Raw genomic sequence first — 17,374 nt, 5'->3', positions numbered from 1 at the left:
CGACAGGTAAGCATCGAGCACAGCCGGCCACCGCCTCGAAAAGCATGACCATTGGCCGAGCTCTTCTGCTCCTGATTCAACAAGTTGGTTCAGCGTGGCCAGCGACTCGGTGTCGTCGACCGCGCCGTACACCGGGGTTAGCGCCATTCCGCCGAATCCGATCGCACTCACCGTCAGCCCGTCGCCCAATTCTGTCTTCGGCAGCACGCCCATACCGATCTCCTCCGTCGTGGTGTCGTCCGTTCTGTCCTAACGCAACCAAAGCGGTTTGCTTCCCCGGGGCGGCGCCAAGCCTTAGCCTGGTGTGACATCCATCACAAGGGGGTGGCGATGCGCATCGCCGACATCCTGCGGGCCAAGGGCTCGACGGTGGCCACGGTCACCGAAACCACCACGGTGACCGGACTCCTGACCGAGTTGGTCATCCACAACATCGGCGCGATGGTCGTGGTCGGCCCGGACGGGGTGGTGGGCATCGTCTCGGAGCGCGACGTCGTGCGCAAACTGCACGATCAGGGCGCTGAACTGCTGCGAAGCTCCGTCGCCGACATCATGAGCACGGTGCTGGTGACCTGCTCACCCGATGACCTGGTCGACGACTTGAGCGCCTTGATGACCAACAACCGGGTCCGCCACGTGCCGGTGATGCAGGGTGGCCGGCTGGTCGGCATCGTCAGCATCGGCGACGTGGTGAAGAACCGGATGGAAGAGCTGCAAGCCGAACAGCAGCATCTGCAGGCCTACATCACCCAGGGTGGTTAGCCAGCGGCCCGAACAGGTTGCTCTACCCCGTTGAGCAGGTCGTTGTCGGTGAACGCGCCGCGGTAGGCGGCGGCCGGATGAGTGTCGGGAAGCCGGTCGCCGCGGCCTAGCAGCTTCTGCCGCAAGGTGCCGGATTTGTCGGTCGAGATCAGGCCGCGTTCGCGCAGCGTCGGGAAAAGCCGGTCGGCGGTCTCCTGGAACGAGCCCGGCACGGTCGCGTGGTAGACGTTGACCCCGTCGACCCCGGCCTCGCGCCACTCCTCGAGGTAGTCCGCGATCTCATCAGCGGTGCCGACGACCCGGTTGGCGCCCTCCAGTGCCCAGGCCATATCGCGAATGGTCGGCTCGTCGTTGCCGGAGATTTCAGACGCCCAGCGGATGAAGCTCTTGATGCCGGTGAACTTTCCGAGCTCGCTGATTGGGGTGTCCAGCGGTAGTGCCCCGGCGTCGATCCCGGCATCGCCAAGGGCGTGTAGCGCGACACCTTCCACATCGAGGTAGCGCTTGATCTCGTCCTCGCGGCGGACCGCGTCGGCGTGGGTGTCTCCGATCACGAAGGACAGACCTTGGGCGAATGTGATATCGCCGGGATCTCGGCCGTTGCCGGCCGCCAATGCCCGCGTCTCGGACGTCAATCCGTACGCGGCCTCCGGGGTCGGGCTGCTGATGTAGACGCCTTCGGCGTTACGGGCCGAGAACAGCTGGCCGGCAGGGGAGGACCCGGCTTGGAAGAGCACCGGTGTGCGTTGCAAGGACGGCGAGACGAAGTGCGGCCCCTCCACCTGGTAGCGCGCTCCGACGTGATTGATCTTGTGGATCTTGGCGGGGTCGGAATGCACACCGAGTTCTTTGTCCTGGACCAGCCCGTCGTCGTCCCAGGAGCCCTCCCACAGTTTGTAGGCGACATCGACGTACTCGTAGGCCCACTCGTAGCGCTCGTCGTGCTCCAGGGTGCCGGCATAGCCGAAACTGCGAAACATGTTCTCGTTGAAGCTCGTCACAATGTTCCAGCCCAGCCGGCCGTCGGTGTAGTGGTCCAGCGAGGACATCCGCCTGGCGAAGTTGAACGGGTGGTCCTGGATGATCGAGCTGGTGAACACGATGCCGAGGTGGTCCGTGGCGGCGGCGAGTGCCGACGCCAGCACCGACGGATCGTTGACCGGAACCTGAATTCCGCCCTCGACGGACTTGCGCCAGTTGCCATTCCACGGTGCGCGCAAGCCGAACACGTCAGCGAAGAACAACAGGTCATAGCCGGCCTTGTCAACCTGGCTGGCCACCGAAGTCCAATGCCGTAGGGAGTTGAACTTGTGGTTCTGTGCCTCGGGTGCCCGCCAAAGGCCATGCAGCACATGCGATGCCGTGTTCATCACGAACGCCGAGAAATACAGGGGCTTCTTCTTGGCCATATCGGGTCTCCTATTCGCCGATCGGGCCGAGGGTGTTGCGGATCAGCTGGTTGTCGGTCGTCTCCAAGAACTGCGCGATCGTCGGGTCCTTGAACGTCGCGATCAACTTCTGCACATTCGGATCGTTGAGGTGCTTGTCGCTGACCACCAGGCCGCCCTCGCTGCCCTTCGGCGCCGGCTCGCGGGCCAGAATTTGGCCTTCGGTCAGACCTGCGGCGTAGACGTCCGAGATGTGCACGACAATCGCGTCGACGTCGGCGAGGCTGCGTGCGAGCTGACCGATCGGGACCTGAACAAATTGATAGTTCTTGGGATTCGACGCGATGTCGGACAGCTGGGGCAGTCCTGCCACGCTGTCTTTGTCGGGCTTGAGAGTGATCTGCTTGTCGTAGGCAAGGTCCAGCAGCGCTATGGCCTGGCCGGCCGGGTCGTCGCGCAAGGCGATCTTGGCACCGTTGGGCACCTGATCCCAGCTGCGGTACTTGTCGGAGTATGTCGCCTGGTCCCAGGTGAACGTCGGCGCGGCGAGGGTGAGCTTGAATCCGTTGGCTGCAATGGCGTCATTGAGGAACGGTTGGTGCTCGAAGAAGTTGCCGGCGACGGTGCCCGCATCGACGGCTCGGTTGATCTCGACCAGATTGTCGATCTTGACCGGCTCGATGGTGATCCCGTGGCTCGGTGCAACGTTGGTGGAAATGTATTGCAGCAGTTGTTCGGCGGCAATGTCGGTGCTCCACGTGGCGACCGGCAGTGTGGTACCGAACGGCTTGTCGCGGTTGGAGAGTTTGGCGTAGGTCACGCCGCCGGCGACGGCCACGACGACGGCCACCGCGGCAGCGATCCACGGCCAGCGTTTCTTCTTCTTGATCTCGATGTCGACGTGGTCGCCGACTGTCGAGTTGATCTGGTCGGTCACGAAGGATCCTTTCAGCGGGTGAGAGCTTTGACGAGGCGGTCGCCCACGAATTGGACGACTTGGATGGTGATGATGAGTGAGATCGCGGTCGCGATCATGATGTTGTGATCGAACCGGTTGTAGCCGTAGGTAATTGCAAGATTCCCGATTCCGCCGGCGCCGATCGAGCCGGCGATGGCCGAATAATCGATCATTGCGATGGTGTTCACCGTCAAAGCACCGGCGAGCGCCGGGAGCGCTTCGGAGAGCTGCACCGTGCGAATGACCTGCACGTGAGAGCCGCCAGACACCTGTCCCATGTCGGTGACGTCAGAGCGGACGTCGCGTAATGCGTTCTGTACCAGCCGGGCGAAGAAGGGAACACCCGCCGTCGTCATCGGGACGATGGCGGCCGGGATGCCGATCGTCGTTCCGACCAGGAAGCGTGTGACGGGGATGATCGCCGCCATCAGGATCAGAAACGGCAGGGAGCGGCCGATGTTGACGATGGTGTTCAGGACGGCGAACACCTTCCGATCCGGGAACAGCCCGAAGTCGGAGGTGTTGTGCAGGGTGATACCCAAGGGGGTGCCGATCAAGACGACGAGCACCATGGTGATGCCGACCATCAACCAGGTTTGCCCGTAGGCCGGCAGTAGCAGGTCCAGAACCTTGTCCCACGGTGTGCTGAAATCGCTCTGCGCCGAGTAGGTCACGCTGCCTGCTCCCCGGTTTTGGCGCCTGCGGCCCGCACGTGCAATCCAAGTCGGGTCAGGTGATCAGCGAAACCTGGCGGTGCACAAGGGGATATGGACAACACGGCTCTACCGACCGCCACCCCACGGATTGCCTCCACGCTGGCACTCAACACGTTGACCCTGGCCCCGCCGACTTCAGGAACGGTGTGCAGCGACGTCAGCCAGTCCAGCGGCACCGCGCGCGACGCGTAGGACACCTCCCAGATCTCGCCATCGCCGCTCGGTGGCACGGCCGGCCGATCCGGCAACAGTTCATGAGCCAGCGCCGAGGTCGGATCGAGGATGATGTCCTCCACCGAGCCACTCTCGATGATGCGACCGTTGTCGATGCGAGCCACCGAGTCGGCGACTTCCCGCACGACTTCCATTTCGTGCGTGATCAGGATGATGGACAGCCCGTACTCGTCGCGAAGATGGCTGACCAGAGCCAAGATTGACTTGGTGGTGGCCGGATCGAGCCCGGATGTTGCCTCGTCGGACAACAGGTTGGACGGTCCGAGAGCGAGCGCCCGGGCAATTCCGACCCGCTGCTTCTGGCCGCCCGAGAGTTGCCCGGGGTAGAAGGAGGAGCGATCGGCCAGCCCGACCCGGTCGAGAAGCTCCGTGACGCGCTTGTCTGCTGATGCGGTGGTTGCCCCGACGTATTCCAATGGCAGAGCGACATTCTGGGCGACGGTGCGGCGCCTGAGTAGTGGTGCCGACTGGAAGATCACGCCGACGCTGCGCCGCGCGGCAATGAGTTCGGCCCCGTCGAGCCGGGTGAAGTCCTTGCCATCGACCCGCACCGTGCCGCTGGTGGGGCGTTCCAGGAAGCTGACACAGCGCGACAGCGTGCTCTTGCCGGCACCACTCGGGCCCACTACGGCCAGGATCTCCCCGCTGCCCACCGACAGCGAGACGTCATCGAGGACGGTGCGGTCCCCGAATCTCTTGGTCAAACCTTCGATCTCGATCACAAACGCTCTTTCGAGTGCAGGGACTTGTCACAAGTGAATGTTGTTGCCGCAGTCCGACGACCATGTCAGGCGCGTTGAGGCGAAACGACCTTTGACGGTAGGCCGGCCGCGTGGGGCTGACGAGCGTAGTGATCGTTGTGATTGTTAGTGGTCGCGATGATGTGATCCGATCACAATGGTTACAACCATGGCGCGCGCAGCACGGTGTCGGCCATTGTGCTCCTGGGGTGTGTGTAGCGAAAAGGTCTGGAGCACGGTTTGCCGAACGCGTTGAAGTTTCATTGGTATCTGCCCACCCACGGGGACACCAGCACGATCGCCGACAACCAGAGTGATTTCGCGGTGCGGGCGCAATCCCATCTGCTTCCCACGCTGGAGAACCTCACCGCATTGGTGCGGGTGGCCGAGGAGTTCGGTTTCGAAGCTGCTCTCACGCCTACCGGTTCAGCCTGTGAGGACTCCTGGATCGCCACCGCGGCGCTGGCCCAGCACAGTCGGCGGCTGAAGTTCCTGGTGGCGTTCCGGCCCGGGGTGCTCTCACCGGTGCTGGCCGCTCAGGAAGCCAGCACGTATCAGCGATTCACCGGAAACCGGCTGGCCCTCAACATCGTCACCGGCGGCGAAGAAGCCGAGATGCGCCGCTACGGCGATCACGAGGACAAGGCCGCGCGGTACCGCCGTACCGGCGAGTTCCTGTCGATCCTGCGTGGTGTGTGGCAGGGCGGCGAGTTCTCCTACGACGGCGAGTTCTACACCGTCGAGCGCGCCCGGGTTGCCTACCCGGTGCCCTCGGTGCCGCAGATCTACTTCGGCGGGTCATCGCCCGAGGCGATCGAGGTCGCGGCCGAGCACGCCGACGTGTACCTCACCTGGGCTGAACCCCCGGACCAGGTGGCCGAGAAGATCGACCGGGTGCGTGCGGCCGCGGCCCGCCGCGGCCGCGCCCTGCGCTACGGCGTGCGACTGCACACCGTCGCCCGCGCCGACGAGGACTCTGCGTGGGCGCGCGCCGACGAGTTGCTCAGCGGTGTGACCGCCGAGAGCGTTCGGTCGGCCCACGAGCGATTCACCCAGTCCGGATCCGAAGGTCAGCGCCGGATGGCGGCGCTGACCACCGGCGAACTCGTCGACGCCCGCAGCCTGCTGGTGCATCCGGGCCTGTGGGCCGGACCCAGCCTGCTCCGCGACGGGGCGGGAACAGCCGCGGTCGGCAGCTACCAGACGGTGGCCGACGTGCTGTCCGAATACGCGGCGCTGGGGATCAGCGAGTTCGTGCTGTCGGGCTACCCGCAGGCCGAGGAAATCCAGCATGTCGGAACCGGGGTATTGCCGTTGCTGCGGGAACGGGCCGCGGTCAGCGTCTGACACGCCGCCCGCTAGCTCCAGGAGTAGTCGGCGCGCAGCCGGGCGGCCACCAGGTCGAACGTCGACCTCTCCAGGATCGCGCCCTCGCGGCGGATGCTCTCCTCGGGTACGTCGAGCACCCGGTCCAGGCGGACCCAGCTGGGCCGACCGTCGTAATCCCAGCCACCGGCGCCGATGCCGATCCAGTTGCGGTCCTCGGCGTGCTGGACCTGGCTGGACAGCATCAGACCCAGCAGTGTGCGGCGATCGCGGCCGACCACCAGCACCGGGCGGTCCTTGCCCCGGGTCGGGTCGTCCTCGTAGACCACCCAAGTCCAGACCACCTCGCCGGGATCGGCGCGGCCGTCGAGGTCCGGCGCGTATTCCACGCGGCGGGCCCGGTGCGCGGTCGGGACGCTGGTGCTGGTCACCGGCCGCCCCGCGGTGATCGCAGCGGGCTGCTCGGCGGCCGCCGCGCTGGCGGCCAGCACGTCGATGCCCAGCTTGAGGCCCTGCTGGATGGTGCGCGGCACGACCGGGGGGATCGGCAACTGCCGGATGAATTTGGGCGCCTCGTTGAACACGAGGTGCTCTGCGAACTTCTGCAACGTCCTCCACTGCGACGCCATTCTCGACAGCATAGGCGGAACCCGCCCGGCTCGCGGCACGCGATTGTGCCCGCCAGCGCCCCAGTCGATACGCTGGGGAGGCCCGAGGGCCCCCTCGAAGTACCACCCGACCAGGAGATTCCCATCAGCAGCTTCGCCGACAAGACTTTCACTGCGCCGGCGCAGATTCGGAACTTCTGCATCATCGCCCACATCGATCATGGGAAGTCGACACTGGCCGACCGGATGCTGCAGCTCACCGGCGTCGTCGATGAGCGGTCGATGCGTGCCCAGTACCTGGACCGGATGGACATCGAGCGCGAGCGCGGCATCACGATCAAGGCCCAGAATGTCCGCCTGCCCTGGCGATCGGGTGACACCGATTACGTCCTGCATCTGATCGACACCCCGGGCCATGTCGACTTCACCTACGAGGTCTCGCGCGCCTTGGAGGCGTGCGAGGGCGCCGTGCTGCTGGTGGATGCCGCCCAGGGGATCGAGGCCCAGACGCTGGCCAACCTGTATCTGGCACTGGACCGGGACCTGACGATCATCCCGGTGCTCAACAAGATCGACCTGCCCGCCGCCGACCCGGAGCGCTACGCGGGTGAGATCGCCCACATCATCGGCTGCGAGCCCAGCGATGTGCTGCGGGTGTCCGGCAAGACCGGTGAGGGAGTGGCCGAACTGCTCGACGAGGTGGTGCGCCAGGTGCCTGCCCCCACCGGCGACGCCGACGCGCCGCTGCGGGCGATGATCTTCGACTCGGTCTACGACATCTACCGCGGCGTGGTGACCTACGTCCGGGTGGTGGACGGCAAGATCACCCCGCGCGAGCGGATCAAGATGATGTCGACCGGTGCCACCCACGAACTGCTCGAGGTGGGCATCGTCTCGCCTGAGCCCAAAGCCAGCGAGGGGCTCGGTGTCGGCGAGGTCGGCTACCTCATCACCGGGGTGAAGGACGTCCGTCAGTCCAAGGTCGGCGACACCGTGACCGCCGCCCGGCACGGTGCCACCGAGGCGCTGACCGGTTACCGCGAACCCAAGCCGATGGTGTATTCGGGGCTGTATCCGGTGGACGGCTCCGACTATCCGAACCTGCGGGACGCACTGGACAAGCTGCAGCTCAACGATGCCGCGCTGACCTACGAGCCGGAAACGTCGGTGGCGCTCGGGTTCGGTTTCCGCTGCGGCTTTCTCGGCCTGCTGCACATGGAGATCACCCGTGAACGCCTTGAGCGCGAGTTCGACCTGGATCTGATCTCCACCTCACCCAACGTCGTCTACCGGGTGATCAAGGACGACGGCAGCGAGATGGTGGTGACCAACCCGTCGGACTGGCCCGAGGGCAAGGTCCGCGAGGTCTACGAGCCGGTGGTCAAGACCACGATCATCGCGCCCAGTGAATTCATCGGCACGATCATGGAGTTGTGTCAGTCGCGGCGCGGCGAACTCGGCGGGATGGACTATCTGTCGCCCGAGCGGGTCGAGCTGCGCTACACCATGCCGCTGGGCGAGATCATCTTCGACTTCTTCGATTCGCTGAAGTCCCGCACCCGCGGCTACGCCAGCCTGGACTACGAGGAGGCCGGCGAACAGGTCGCCGCGCTGGTCAAGGTCGACATCCTGCTGCAGGGTGAGGCCGTGGACGCGTTCAGTGCGATCGTGCACAAGGATTCGGCCCAGGCCTACGGCAACAAGATGACCACCAAGCTCAAAGAGCTCATCCCGCGCCAGCAGTTCGAGGTACCGGTACAGGCCGCGATCGGATCGAAAATCATTGCCCGCGAGAATATCCGGGCGATCCGCAAGGACGTGCTGGCCAAGTGCTACGGCGGTGATATCACCCGCAAACGCAAGCTGCTGGAGAAGCAGAAAGAAGGCAAGAAGCGGATGAAGACGATCGGCCGGGTCGACGTGCCCCAAGAGGCTTTCGTCGCCGCACTGTCCAGCGATGCCGGCGGGGACAAAGCCGGCGACAAGGCCAAGAAGTAGGGGGCGGCTCGATCACACGCGACAACACTGTCGTTCGGGGGCGATCGATAGTCGGTGCCATCGTGGGCACCGTTGTATTGGCCGGGTGCACGACCACGGTCGACGGGAGGGCTGCGCGCGATGACGTCGCACCGCCACGCGATCTCGCCGCGGTGCTACCCGATGCCGCCGAGGCCGGCCAAGCCGCGGGAAACCCGCTGGCTGATCACGGGTTGCCCGAAGTCGGTGGGATCAATGTGCTGCCCAACGGCATTCGCGATGATTCCGCCGCCGACCCGATCGAATGCCTGGGACCGGTCACACCGTTCATGCGGGTGGTCTACGAGGTCGGCGATGTGCGGCGCGCGGCCTGGCAGGAATTCTCCAACTACGGCCGTCAGCAGACGGTGTCCAGTGTCAATGCCGGTGTCGTCGAGTTCAGCTCCGACGTCGAGGCACAGCGGATGTTCGCCGCTTTCGTCACCCGGTGGAAAGCCTGCGAGGGCACCAGCGTGCGTACCGAGGTGCACGATCCCGGCGGCACCGAGCTGTATCAGAAGGTCACTGATGTCACGGTGGACGGGGCGGTGTTGACGGCGACGGTGCTCAACTCGGACAACCAGGGCGGGGCGATCTTTCCCACCGAACGTGCCGTCGGGTTGGCGGCCGATTGCGTTGTCGACGTGGATGTGGCGGTCACCGGCGGTACCCAGGCGCAGCAGCGGGCGCTGCGCCTGGCCCGGGCGATGCAGGCCGAGGTCACGCGCGGCCGCTGATCTGGGGTTGGGGCACCCGGAAACTGTCAGCCGGGGGACAATATCGTCCGTGATCCGCCGCATGTCCGTGGTGTGCGCCGCTGTGCTGGCCGGCGCGGTGTTGTCCGGATGCGTGTCGACAGTGTCCGGCACGGCGCTGCCAGGCCAGGACGGCAGCCGCATTCCGGTCGGTGTGCCCAGGCTCGAGGAGTCCGACCTGGAGCAGGTGTTGTTGAGCGCCGGTGCCGTCAACGGGGTCATGGATGCCACCGGGATCCGGGTGACCGCGTCGACGGAGAACATGAGCGACAACTCCGACGGCGTGTCCGACATCGACTGCCTCGGGGCGATCTACGGCGCCGAGCAATTGGTCTACGACGGCAGCGGCTGGACCGCCGTGCGCGACGAAGTGCTGCAGGAGCCCACGTCCGACAACGAGCACTGGGTCGAACAGATCGCGGTGCTCTACCCGTCGGCGGACGAGGCGCAGAGGTTTGCCGAGGGTGCGCGCGCCACATGGGAGAAATGCGGCGGCACATCGATCGACATCGATCACTCCGATGTGCACTCCACCTGGAAGATCGGCCAGGCCGACGTCTCCGGCGAGATCCTGTCTCAGCACTCCGACCAGCGCAACTCCGGGGGATGGGGTTGTCAGCATGCGCTGGCGTCGGCGTCCAATCTGGTCGTCGAGGCGTGGGCGTGCAGCAACTCGATCGACGACGAGGCGGAGCGCATCGTCGCCATCATGCTGGAGAACGCGGCACAGAAATAGCGACGGTTCAGCTGACCCGGCGCCCGACGCCGAACGCCGTGAGTGCCAGCACCGACATCGTCACCATCACGACAGCCAGCGGCAGTGCGGTGTGCTCGCCACCGAGTCCGACCAGGGGCGAGACCGCGGCGCCGAGTCCGAACTGCAGGGCACCCAGGCCGGCCGAGCCGGAGCCGGCGGCGTGGGGGACGGCGGACAGCGCCAGTGCAGTGGCGTTGCCGAGAATCAGGCCCTGGCAGGCGACCGCCACAAAGATCGGGACCATCATCGACCAGGCCGGCGCGCCGCCGAGAACCAGGGCGAGCAGTGCCACTGTGGCGGCCACGGTGACGATCAGGCCGATGCCGAGCAGCCGGGAACCGGAGATCGTGCTGTTGAGCCGTGAGGACACCGTGCTGACGGCGATCATGCCCAACGCGTTGACGCCGAAGGCGATGCCGTACTGCGTCGGGGTCAAGCCGATCATCACCTGGTAGACGAACGGCGACGCCGAGATGTAGGCCATCATCACCGCGAAGCCGAACCCGAAGGCCAGCGTGTTGGCCAGGTAGGCCCGCGACCGCAAGGCAGACCACGGCGAGATGCCTTGGGCTGCAGCTACTTTCAATTCAGCTCGACGCTCCGCTGGATGCGATTCGCGCACCACGGCCACCGTGGCGACCAGCATGGCCACCGCGATCGCGCAGACCACCCAGAGAATGCCGCGCCACCCCAGCGGTCCGACCAGTAGCCCGCCGGCGAACGGCGCGATCACCGGGGCCGCCCCGCCGACGATCATCATCAGGGTGAACGCCCGCCCGGCGGTCTTGCCGGTGGTGAGGTCGGAGATCACCGCGCGGCCGATCACCATGCCGGCAGCGCCGGTGAAACCCTGGGCGAACCGAGCCGCGATCAGAATGCCGATGGACGGGGCGGTGGCGGCGACCACGCTGGCGACCACGCACAAGAAGGCACCGGCGATCAGCGGCCCCCGGCGACCGAGGCGGTCGGACAGCGGCCCGAACATCAGCTGCCCGAAGGTCAGGCCGAGCAGGAACGCGGTCAGCGTCAGCTGCACGGCGGTGGCGCTGCCCCGCAACTCGGCGGTCATCTCGGGGAAGGCCGGCAGGTAGAGGTCGGTCGCCACCGGTGCGACAGCGCTGAGCAGGGCCAGCACCATCAGCAACCACACCGAGATGGTGGCGTCTTTCTGCACGGATCCGGGCTGGGTGGCGGTGGGCATGGCCGTCCTCGACAAGGTAGTTATGAAGTAATAACTATTTAATCATAACTAGTGGGGTAGGATTTGTCCATGGATAGTGAGCTGGCCGATCTGGCCGAAGCGATCCTCGGGGTCGGGCGCGAACTGCGGATGCGGATCGACACCGACGTCGTGCCGTTGACCGCACAGGAAGCGCACGTGATGCGCCACATCGACCACCACCCGGGCGCCACACCCAGCGACGTCGCGCGCGCCACCGGCCTGCAGCGCAGCAACCTGTCGACGGCGTTGCGGGGGCTGGAACGCCGCGGTTTCGTCGAACGACGCACCGATCCGAACGACGCCCGCGGGGTCAACCTGTTTCCCACCGACCGCGCCGCGCAGAACCTCGAGCGGCTGCGGCGGCAGTGGGCCGACCAGATGTCGCGCGCGCTCGGCGGCGACGTGCAGCACGCGGCGGACGCCAAGGCCTTGCTCGAGCGAGTGGAGGCGGGCTTGGTCGCCGACCGCCTGGGCTGACGACGTCGTCGGGTGTTACATCGGCGCGTTGGCCGGCTGGAACACCCCGGTGCTGTCGGCTTCCTCCTCGGCACGGATCACGTGCACCACGGCGTTGATCAACGCCAGGTGGGTGAACGCCTGCGGGAAGTTGCCCAGATGCCGGCCGGTGCGCGGCTCGATCTCCTCGGCGTAGAGGTGCAGCGGGCTGGCGAACGACAGCAGCCGCTCGCACAGATGCCGGGCCCGGCTGACCTCGCCGATCTCGACCAGCGCCGACACCAGCCAGAACGAGCAGATCGTGAAGCTGCCTTCCTCGCCGGACAGGCCGTCGTCGGTCTCCTCGACGCGGTAGCGCAGCACCAGGCCGTCCTCGGTGAGCTCGTCGGCGATCGCCAACACCGTCGCGCGCACCCGCGGGTCGTCTGACGGCAAAAACCGCACCAGCGGAACCAGCAGCAGCGAGGCGTCCAAGGCGTCGTCGCCGTACCGCTGGGTCAGCACGCCTCGCTTGTCCACGCCGTGGGTGAGGATGTCGGCCTTGATCTCCTCGGCGATTGCCCGCCACTGCTGGGCGTAGCTCTTCTCACCGACCAGTTCGGCCAACTTCGAGCCGCGGTCCAGGGCCACCCAGCACATCACCTTCGACGAGGTGAAGTGCTGCGGTTCGCCGCGCACCTCCCAGATGCCGCGGTCGGGCTCGCGCCAGTGCTTGATCGCCTCTTCGACCTGCTCCTTGAGCACCGGCCACAGCTGATCGGAGATCTGCTCGCGTGATTTGGCGTGCAGATACACCGAGTCGAGCATGGTGCCCCAGATGTCGTGCTGCATCTGGTTGTAGGCGCCGTTGCCGATGCGCACCGGGCGGGCGTTGTCGTAGCCGGACAGGTGGTGAAGCTCCTCCTCGACCAGTTCACGCTCGCCGCCCACGGCATACATCACCTGCAGCGGGTGCCGTTCGCCGTTGTTGGCGCCCGATACGTCGGCGATGAAGGCAAAGAAGTCGTCGGCCTCACGATCCAGGCCGAGGGTGTAGAGGCCCCACAACGCGAACGTCGAGTCCCGCACCCAGGCGTAGCGGTAGTCCCAATTGCGTTCGCCCTGAGGTGTTTCCGGCAGCGACGTGGTGGACGCTGCCAGCAGCGCGCCGGTCGGTGAATACGTCAGCCCCTTGAGCGTGAGCGCGCTGCGCTGCAGGTACGAGCGCCACGGATGGTCGGGGAAATCGCCGATGTTGATCCACTGGCGCCATGCCTCGCTGGTCTGCCACATCTTGTCGGCGGCTTCTTCATAGGTCTGCGGCGACGGGTGCTTCGACCAGGACAGCGCGACGAAGACGTTGTCGCCTTCTTTCAGACGAGTGCGCGCGCGGGCTTCTCGGCCCTCCAGCCCGATGCGCAGGTTCGTGGTCAGCCGCAGGGTGGGATTCGCGTCAGGATCCTTACGGGCCCGCGCGATCGCCTCGCCGTAGGCGTTGGCCGAGTACTCCCAGGTGGCATTGACCCGCCCGTAGTCGAAGGACGGCTCGCAGTTCATCACCACCTCCACCGTGCCGCTCACACAGCGCACCGTGCGCAGCAGGATGTGTTCGGCGTCCCAGTCCATCGGGGTGCGTCGGTGCGTCCGCGACCGGGTGTCGATGTCGTGCCACGGGCCCATCACGAGTGCTTCACGCACGATGAGCCAGCCGGTGTGCGTCTGCCAGGTGGTCTCCAAGATGAGGCTGCCGGGCAGATAGCGGCGGGCGGCCGGAACCGACACCCCGTAGGGACCCAGCCGGAAGTGGCCGGCACCGCGGTCCAGGATCGCGCCGAACACGCTGGGGGAGTCCGGTCGGGGCACGCACAACCACTCCACGGCGCCCGCAGACGAGATCAGGCAGGTGTTCTCGCAATCGGAGAGAAAGCCGTAGTCGGCGATCGGGGGGAACGGGTTGCGCAGCGCCGCGCTCGAGGCGTACGGCACCGGGGCGGTTGCGGACAACGGCGGCGGGGCGGACTCGACGGCCATGTCGTCGGTGTCCTCGCCGGCCGGCTGCGCTTGCAGAACCATGGGGACATCATCAACTGCCGGGCCAGGTGGCGTCTACTTATGCCGCGATCCGTGGCTTTGCTGTTACCGCCGGTGGCGAGGCCCCGACGGGCGCGGCCTACGCTGGTCTGGTGGGCGGACTGCTGAGTTGGTGGGACGGTGTCGAACTGTGGCTGTCCGGGCTCGGTTTCGTGGTCCAGACGATCATCGTGATGCCGGTCGTGCTGTTGCTCGCCTACGCCATCGCGCTGGTGATCGACGCGGTCCTGGGTTACGGCATCCGGCTGTTGCGGCGGCTTCGTCACGCTGACCGGGGGCTGCAGTGACCGGGATGCCGCGCTCACGGGTGACGCTGGCCCTGGTGGCGCTGCTGCTGCTGGTGATCGTGGTGTGGCTGATCAACCGCTGAGACCGCGTCAGGTTGCCTGATAAATCTCTGTTAAGCTTCGCGCCATGCATTCGGCGACCGGTTACGGCGAGGGCCACATTCTGGCCCTTATTGCCGTGGGCGCGTTGGCTGTTGCCGATGTTGCTTGTTGTCGCTGACACTTCGCCCGTCCGCGGTCTGGTGTCGGTGATGGTCGTTGGCATTCTGTTGTCAATCATCGCCATTCCGTTGCGACGGGCCTCGATTTGCCCGTACCCCCAGCAACGAGAAAGGCCACAATGCCCAAGATCCACCTCCCCGTTCGCCGGTTGAGCGCGGCCGTCGCGCTCGCGACGACCGCAACGGTGCTCGCCGCGTGCGGCGGCGGCTCGAGTGACGTCGTCGGCGGCGGCAACCAGCCGAAGGCCGACACCACCCTGACCCTGGTCGCCTATGCCGTGCCCGAGCCCGGGTGGAGCAAGATCATCCCGGCCTTCGCCGCCACCCCGGAGGGCAAAGGCGTCGGGGTGACCACCTCGTACGGTGCCTCCGGCGACCAGTCGCGCGCCGTGGTCGACGGCAAGCCGGCCGATATCGTCAACTTCTCGGTCGAGCCGGACGTCACCCGCCTGGTCAAGGCCAACAAGGTCGCCGCCGACTGGAACAAGTCCGTCACCAAGGGCATCCCGTTCGGCTCGGTGGTGTCGCTGGTGGTCCGCAAGGGCAACCCGAAGAACATCAAAGACTGGGACGACCTGCTGGCACCTGGCATCGAGGTCGTCACCCCGAGCCCGCTGAGTTCGGGATCGGCCAAGTGGAACCTGCTCGCGCCGTACGCCGCCAAGAGCAACGGCGGCCAGGACCCGCAGGCCGGCCTCGACTACGTGACCAAGCTGGTCACCGAGCATGTCAAGACCCGCCCGGGCTCTGGCCGGGAGGCCACCGACGTGTTCCTGCAGGGCACCGGCGACGTGCTGATCAGTTACGAGAACGAGGCGATCAACACCGAGCGGCAGGGCAAGCCGGTCGAGCACGTCAACCCGCCGCAGACGTTCAAGATCGAGAACCCGGTGGCGGTGGTGACCACCGGCGCGCATGTGGACAAGGCGACCGCGCTGAACAATTACCTTTTCACCCCCGAGGGGCAGAAGATCTGGGCGCAGGCCGGCTTCCGACCGGTCGATCCCGGTGTGGCCGCGGACTTCGCCACCGACTTCCCGACGCCGCAGAAGTTGTGGACCATCGCCGACCTCGGCGGCTGGAGCACCGTGGATCCCGCGCTGTTCGACAAGGACAATGGCTCCATCACGAAGATCTACAAGCAGGCAACTGGATGACAGCAGCTGTTGACCCGAACCCCCAGGCGGTCCGGCCCGAGTTCACCGGTGGTGGCTCGGGCGGGCCGTCCGGCTTCCTGGCCCGCCGACACGGCACCACCAGCCTGCGGGTCGGGGCCGCGTCGATCTGGTTGAGCGTCATCGTGCTGTTGCCGCTGGCCGCGATCGTGTGGCAGTCGGCCAAGGGTGGATGGACCGCGTTCTGGCTCGCGGTCACCTCCAACGCCGCGATCGAGTCGTTCCGGGTGACGTTGACGATCTCGGTCGGCGTCACGCTGGTGAACGCGGTGTTCGGACTGCTGGTGGCCTGGGTGCTGACCCGCGACGACTTCCCGGGTAAGCGATTGGTCGACGCGGTGATCGACTTGCCGTTCGCGTTGCCCACCATCGTGGCGAGCCTGGTCATGTTGGCGCTCTACGGGCCCAGCAGCCCGATCGACCTGCAACTGCAGCACACCAAATGGGGTGTGGGCGTGGCGCTTTTGTTCGTGACACTGCCCTTTGTCGTGCGCTCGGTACAGCCGGTGTTGCTCGAACTCGACCGTGAGGTCGAGGAGGCGGCAGCGTCGTTGGGGGCGACCAACACCGTCATCTTCGTCCGGGTGATCTTGCCTGCGCTGCTGCCCTCGCTGTTGTCCGGTGCGGGGCTGGCCTTCTCCAGGGCCATCGGCGAATACGGCTCGGTGGTGCTGATCGGCGGCGCGGTGCCGGGGGAGACCGAGGTGTCCTCACAGTGGATCCGGACGCTGATCGAGAATGACGATCCAACCGGGGCGGCGGCGATCTCCATTGTCCTGCTCACGATCTCGTTCTTCGTCCTGCTGGTGCTGCGCACCATTGGTTCACGCGCGGCCAAACGGGAGGAACTGGCGTCGTGATCCTGTCCCCGCTGGTGCGCTATCTGACCCGGTATGTCGCGTTGGCCTACATCTCGGTACTGGTGGCGGTGCCCGTCGGCCTGATCCTCTGGCGTACATTCGCGCCCGGGTTCGGGGCGTTCATCGATGCCATCAGTACCCCGGCCGCCATCTCGGCGCTGCACGTGTCGCTTCTGGTCGTCGCGATCGTGGTACCGCTCAATGTGATCTTCGGGGTGCCGACTGCGTTGGTGCTGGCCCGCAACAAGTTTCGCGGCAAGTCCGCGCTGCAGGCGATCATCGACCTGCCGTTCGCGGTGTCGCCGGTGGTTGTCGGCGTGGCATTGATCCTGCTGTGGGGGACCGCGGGGGTGTTCGGCTTCGTGGAGAACAGCCTCGGCTTCAAAATCATCTTCGGCTTCCCCGGCATCGTGCTCGCGAGCATCTTCGTCACGGTGCCGTTCGTCATCCGTGAGGTCGAACCGGTGCTGCACGAGCTCGGCACCGACCAGGAAGAGGCCGCCGCCACCCTGGGCTCCAGCTGGTGGCAGACGTTCTGGCGGATCACCTTGCCGTCGATTCGATGGGGTCTGACCTACGGAATCGTGCTGACCATTGCCCGCACGCTGGGTGAGTACGGCGCGGTGATCATGGTGTCGTCCAACCTGCCCGGCACATCGCAGACACTGACCCTGCTGGTCTCCGACCGCTACAGCCGCGGTGAGCAATACGGCGCCTATGCGATCTCAACGGTGCTGATGGCCGTCGCGGTTTTGGTGCTGGTCGTCCAAGTGGTTCTGGACGCCCGGCGCGCCAAGGCGAGCGAGTAATCCCACTAGGAGAA

18 protein-coding genes and 1 pseudogene are annotated in these 17,374 nt (G+C 66.1%); 11 read left to right on the top strand and 8 right to left on the bottom strand.

Annotated elements, in window-relative coordinates; all coding sequences use genetic code 11:
- Positions 1–213: pseudogene (locus tag MSZK_RS20065) on the bottom strand (hypothetical protein); the annotation flags it as partial.
- A gap of 117 nt (positions 214–330) precedes the next feature.
- On the opposite strand from MSZK_RS20065, the gene MSZK_RS20060 reads away from it, so the two are divergent.
- Entirely contained in the window at positions 331–762 is a 432-nt protein-coding gene (locus MSZK_RS20060; RefSeq protein WP_099250434.1) for a CBS domain-containing protein, read from the top strand.
- Here MSZK_RS20060 and MSZK_RS20055 read toward each other — a convergent pair.
- Genes MSZK_RS20055 through MSZK_RS20040 form a run of 4 tightly spaced genes read right to left on the bottom strand, consistent with a single transcriptional unit; the run spans position 759 to position 4,780 of the window.
- Entirely contained in the window at positions 759–2,171 is a 1,413-nt protein-coding gene (locus MSZK_RS20055) for an NtaA/DmoA family FMN-dependent monooxygenase (protein WP_099250414.1), read from the bottom strand. The two genes, MSZK_RS20060 and MSZK_RS20055, sit on opposite strands and share 4 nt — an antisense overlap.
- 10 nt (positions 2,172–2,181) lie before the next feature.
- Entirely contained in the window at positions 2,182–3,087 is a 906-nt protein-coding gene (locus MSZK_RS20050; RefSeq protein WP_099250413.1) for a MetQ/NlpA family ABC transporter substrate-binding protein, read from the bottom strand.
- Between the two features lie 11 nt (positions 3,088–3,098).
- Positions 3,099–3,782 carry a methionine ABC transporter permease gene (locus MSZK_RS20045; protein ID WP_099250412.1) on the bottom strand — a complete coding sequence of 228 codons (684 nt, stop codon included), beginning with the start codon at positions 3,780–3,782 and terminating at the stop codon, positions 3,099–3,101.
- On the bottom strand, positions 3,779–4,780 hold the full coding sequence (locus MSZK_RS20040; protein ID WP_099250411.1) for a methionine ABC transporter ATP-binding protein: 1,002 nt from the start codon (positions 4,778–4,780) through the stop codon (positions 3,779–3,781). Before MSZK_RS20040 ends, MSZK_RS20045 begins: the two co-directional genes overlap by 4 nt.
- Before the next feature lie 258 nt (positions 4,781–5,038).
- Here MSZK_RS20040 and MSZK_RS20035 point away from each other — a divergent pair, with 258 nt between their 5' ends.
- The gene (locus MSZK_RS20035; RefSeq protein ID WP_099250410.1) at positions 5,039–6,145 is read left to right on the top strand and encodes an LLM class flavin-dependent oxidoreductase; all 1,107 of its coding nucleotides are present in this window, start codon (positions 5,039–5,041) and stop codon (positions 6,143–6,145) included.
- Positions 6,146–6,156: 11 nt separating this feature from the next.
- Here MSZK_RS20035 and MSZK_RS20030 read toward each other — a convergent pair whose 3' ends face one another.
- Positions 6,157–6,765: a type II toxin-antitoxin system PemK/MazF family toxin gene (locus tag MSZK_RS20030; RefSeq protein ID WP_199203409.1), complete on the bottom strand. Its 609-nt coding sequence runs from the start codon at positions 6,763–6,765 to the stop codon at positions 6,157–6,159.
- 33 nt (positions 6,766–6,798) lie between these two features.
- On the opposite strand from MSZK_RS20030, the gene lepA reads away from it, so the two are divergent.
- From lepA to MSZK_RS20015, 3 genes are all read left to right on the top strand, one after another.
- The gene (gene lepA, locus MSZK_RS20025) at positions 6,799–8,730 is read left to right on the top strand and encodes a translation elongation factor 4 (RefSeq protein WP_371411369.1); all 1,932 of its coding nucleotides are present in this window, start codon (positions 6,799–6,801) and stop codon (positions 8,728–8,730) included.
- Between the two features lie 62 nt (positions 8,731–8,792).
- On the top strand, positions 8,793–9,485 hold the full coding sequence (locus MSZK_RS20020) for a sensor domain-containing protein (protein ID WP_158230607.1): 693 nt from the start codon (positions 8,793–8,795) through the stop codon (positions 9,483–9,485).
- 49 nt (positions 9,486–9,534) lie between these two features.
- Positions 9,535–10,239: a sensor domain-containing protein gene (locus MSZK_RS20015; protein WP_233211409.1), complete on the top strand. Its 705-nt coding sequence runs from the start codon at positions 9,535–9,537 to the stop codon at positions 10,237–10,239.
- Between the two features lie 7 nt (positions 10,240–10,246).
- On the opposite strand, the gene MSZK_RS20010 is transcribed toward MSZK_RS20015, so the two are convergent.
- Positions 10,247–11,461, bottom strand: a complete 1,215-nt coding sequence (locus MSZK_RS20010) for a multidrug effflux MFS transporter (protein WP_099250408.1) — start codon at positions 11,459–11,461, stop codon at positions 10,247–10,249.
- A 69-nt stretch (positions 11,462–11,530) separates the two neighbouring features.
- Between MSZK_RS20010 and MSZK_RS20005 the strand changes: the two genes are divergently transcribed.
- A complete protein-coding gene (locus tag MSZK_RS20005; RefSeq protein WP_099250407.1) occupies positions 11,531–11,959 on the top strand; it encodes a MarR family winged helix-turn-helix transcriptional regulator in 429 nt (142 codons plus the stop codon).
- 15 nt (positions 11,960–11,974) lie between these two features.
- Here the strand turns inward: MSZK_RS20005 and MSZK_RS20000 are convergent, their stop codons facing one another.
- Entirely contained in the window at positions 11,975–13,990 is a 2,016-nt protein-coding gene (locus MSZK_RS20000; RefSeq protein ID WP_099250406.1) for a glycoside hydrolase family 15 protein, read from the bottom strand.
- Positions 13,991–14,100: 110 nt separating this feature from the next.
- Here MSZK_RS20000 and MSZK_RS19995 point away from each other — a divergent pair, with 110 nt between their 5' ends.
- The 5 genes from MSZK_RS19995 to cysW all read left to right on the top strand — a co-directional run bounded on the left by MSZK_RS19995 (position 14,101) and on the right by cysW (position 17,360).
- Positions 14,101–14,295, top strand: coding sequence for a hypothetical protein (locus tag MSZK_RS19995; protein ID WP_099250405.1), 195 nt, complete (start codon positions 14,101–14,103; stop codon positions 14,293–14,295).
- Between the two features lie 127 nt (positions 14,296–14,422).
- Positions 14,423–14,515 carry an Ms4533A family Cys-rich leader peptide gene (locus MSZK_RS33610; protein WP_350355559.1) on the top strand — a complete coding sequence of 31 codons (93 nt, stop codon included), beginning with the start codon at positions 14,423–14,425 and terminating at the stop codon, positions 14,513–14,515.
- Between the two features lie 120 nt (positions 14,516–14,635).
- Positions 14,636–15,673, top strand: a complete 1,038-nt coding sequence (locus MSZK_RS19990) for a sulfate ABC transporter substrate-binding protein (RefSeq protein ID WP_099250404.1) — start codon at positions 14,636–14,638, stop codon at positions 15,671–15,673.
- A complete protein-coding gene (gene cysT / locus MSZK_RS19985; RefSeq protein WP_199203408.1) occupies positions 15,670–16,551 on the top strand; it encodes a sulfate ABC transporter permease subunit CysT in 882 nt (293 codons plus the stop codon). The genes MSZK_RS19990 and cysT overlap by 4 nt, the downstream gene beginning before the upstream one ends.
- Positions 16,548–17,360 carry a sulfate ABC transporter permease subunit CysW gene (gene cysW / locus MSZK_RS19980; RefSeq protein WP_099250403.1) on the top strand — a complete coding sequence of 271 codons (813 nt, stop codon included), beginning with the start codon at positions 16,548–16,550 and terminating at the stop codon, positions 17,358–17,360. The genes cysT and cysW overlap by 4 nt, the downstream gene beginning before the upstream one ends.
- The last annotated feature ends 14 nt before the right edge of the window (positions 17,361–17,374 follow it).

Origin of the sequence: Mycobacterium sp. shizuoka-1 (assembly GCF_002723835.1) — a bacterium.
Taxonomy (GTDB): domain Bacteria; phylum Actinomycetota; class Actinomycetes; order Mycobacteriales; family Mycobacteriaceae; genus Mycobacterium.
The sequence above is the reverse complement of the archived record's forward strand: the minus strand, read 5'-3'. Positions and strand labels throughout refer to the sequence as shown.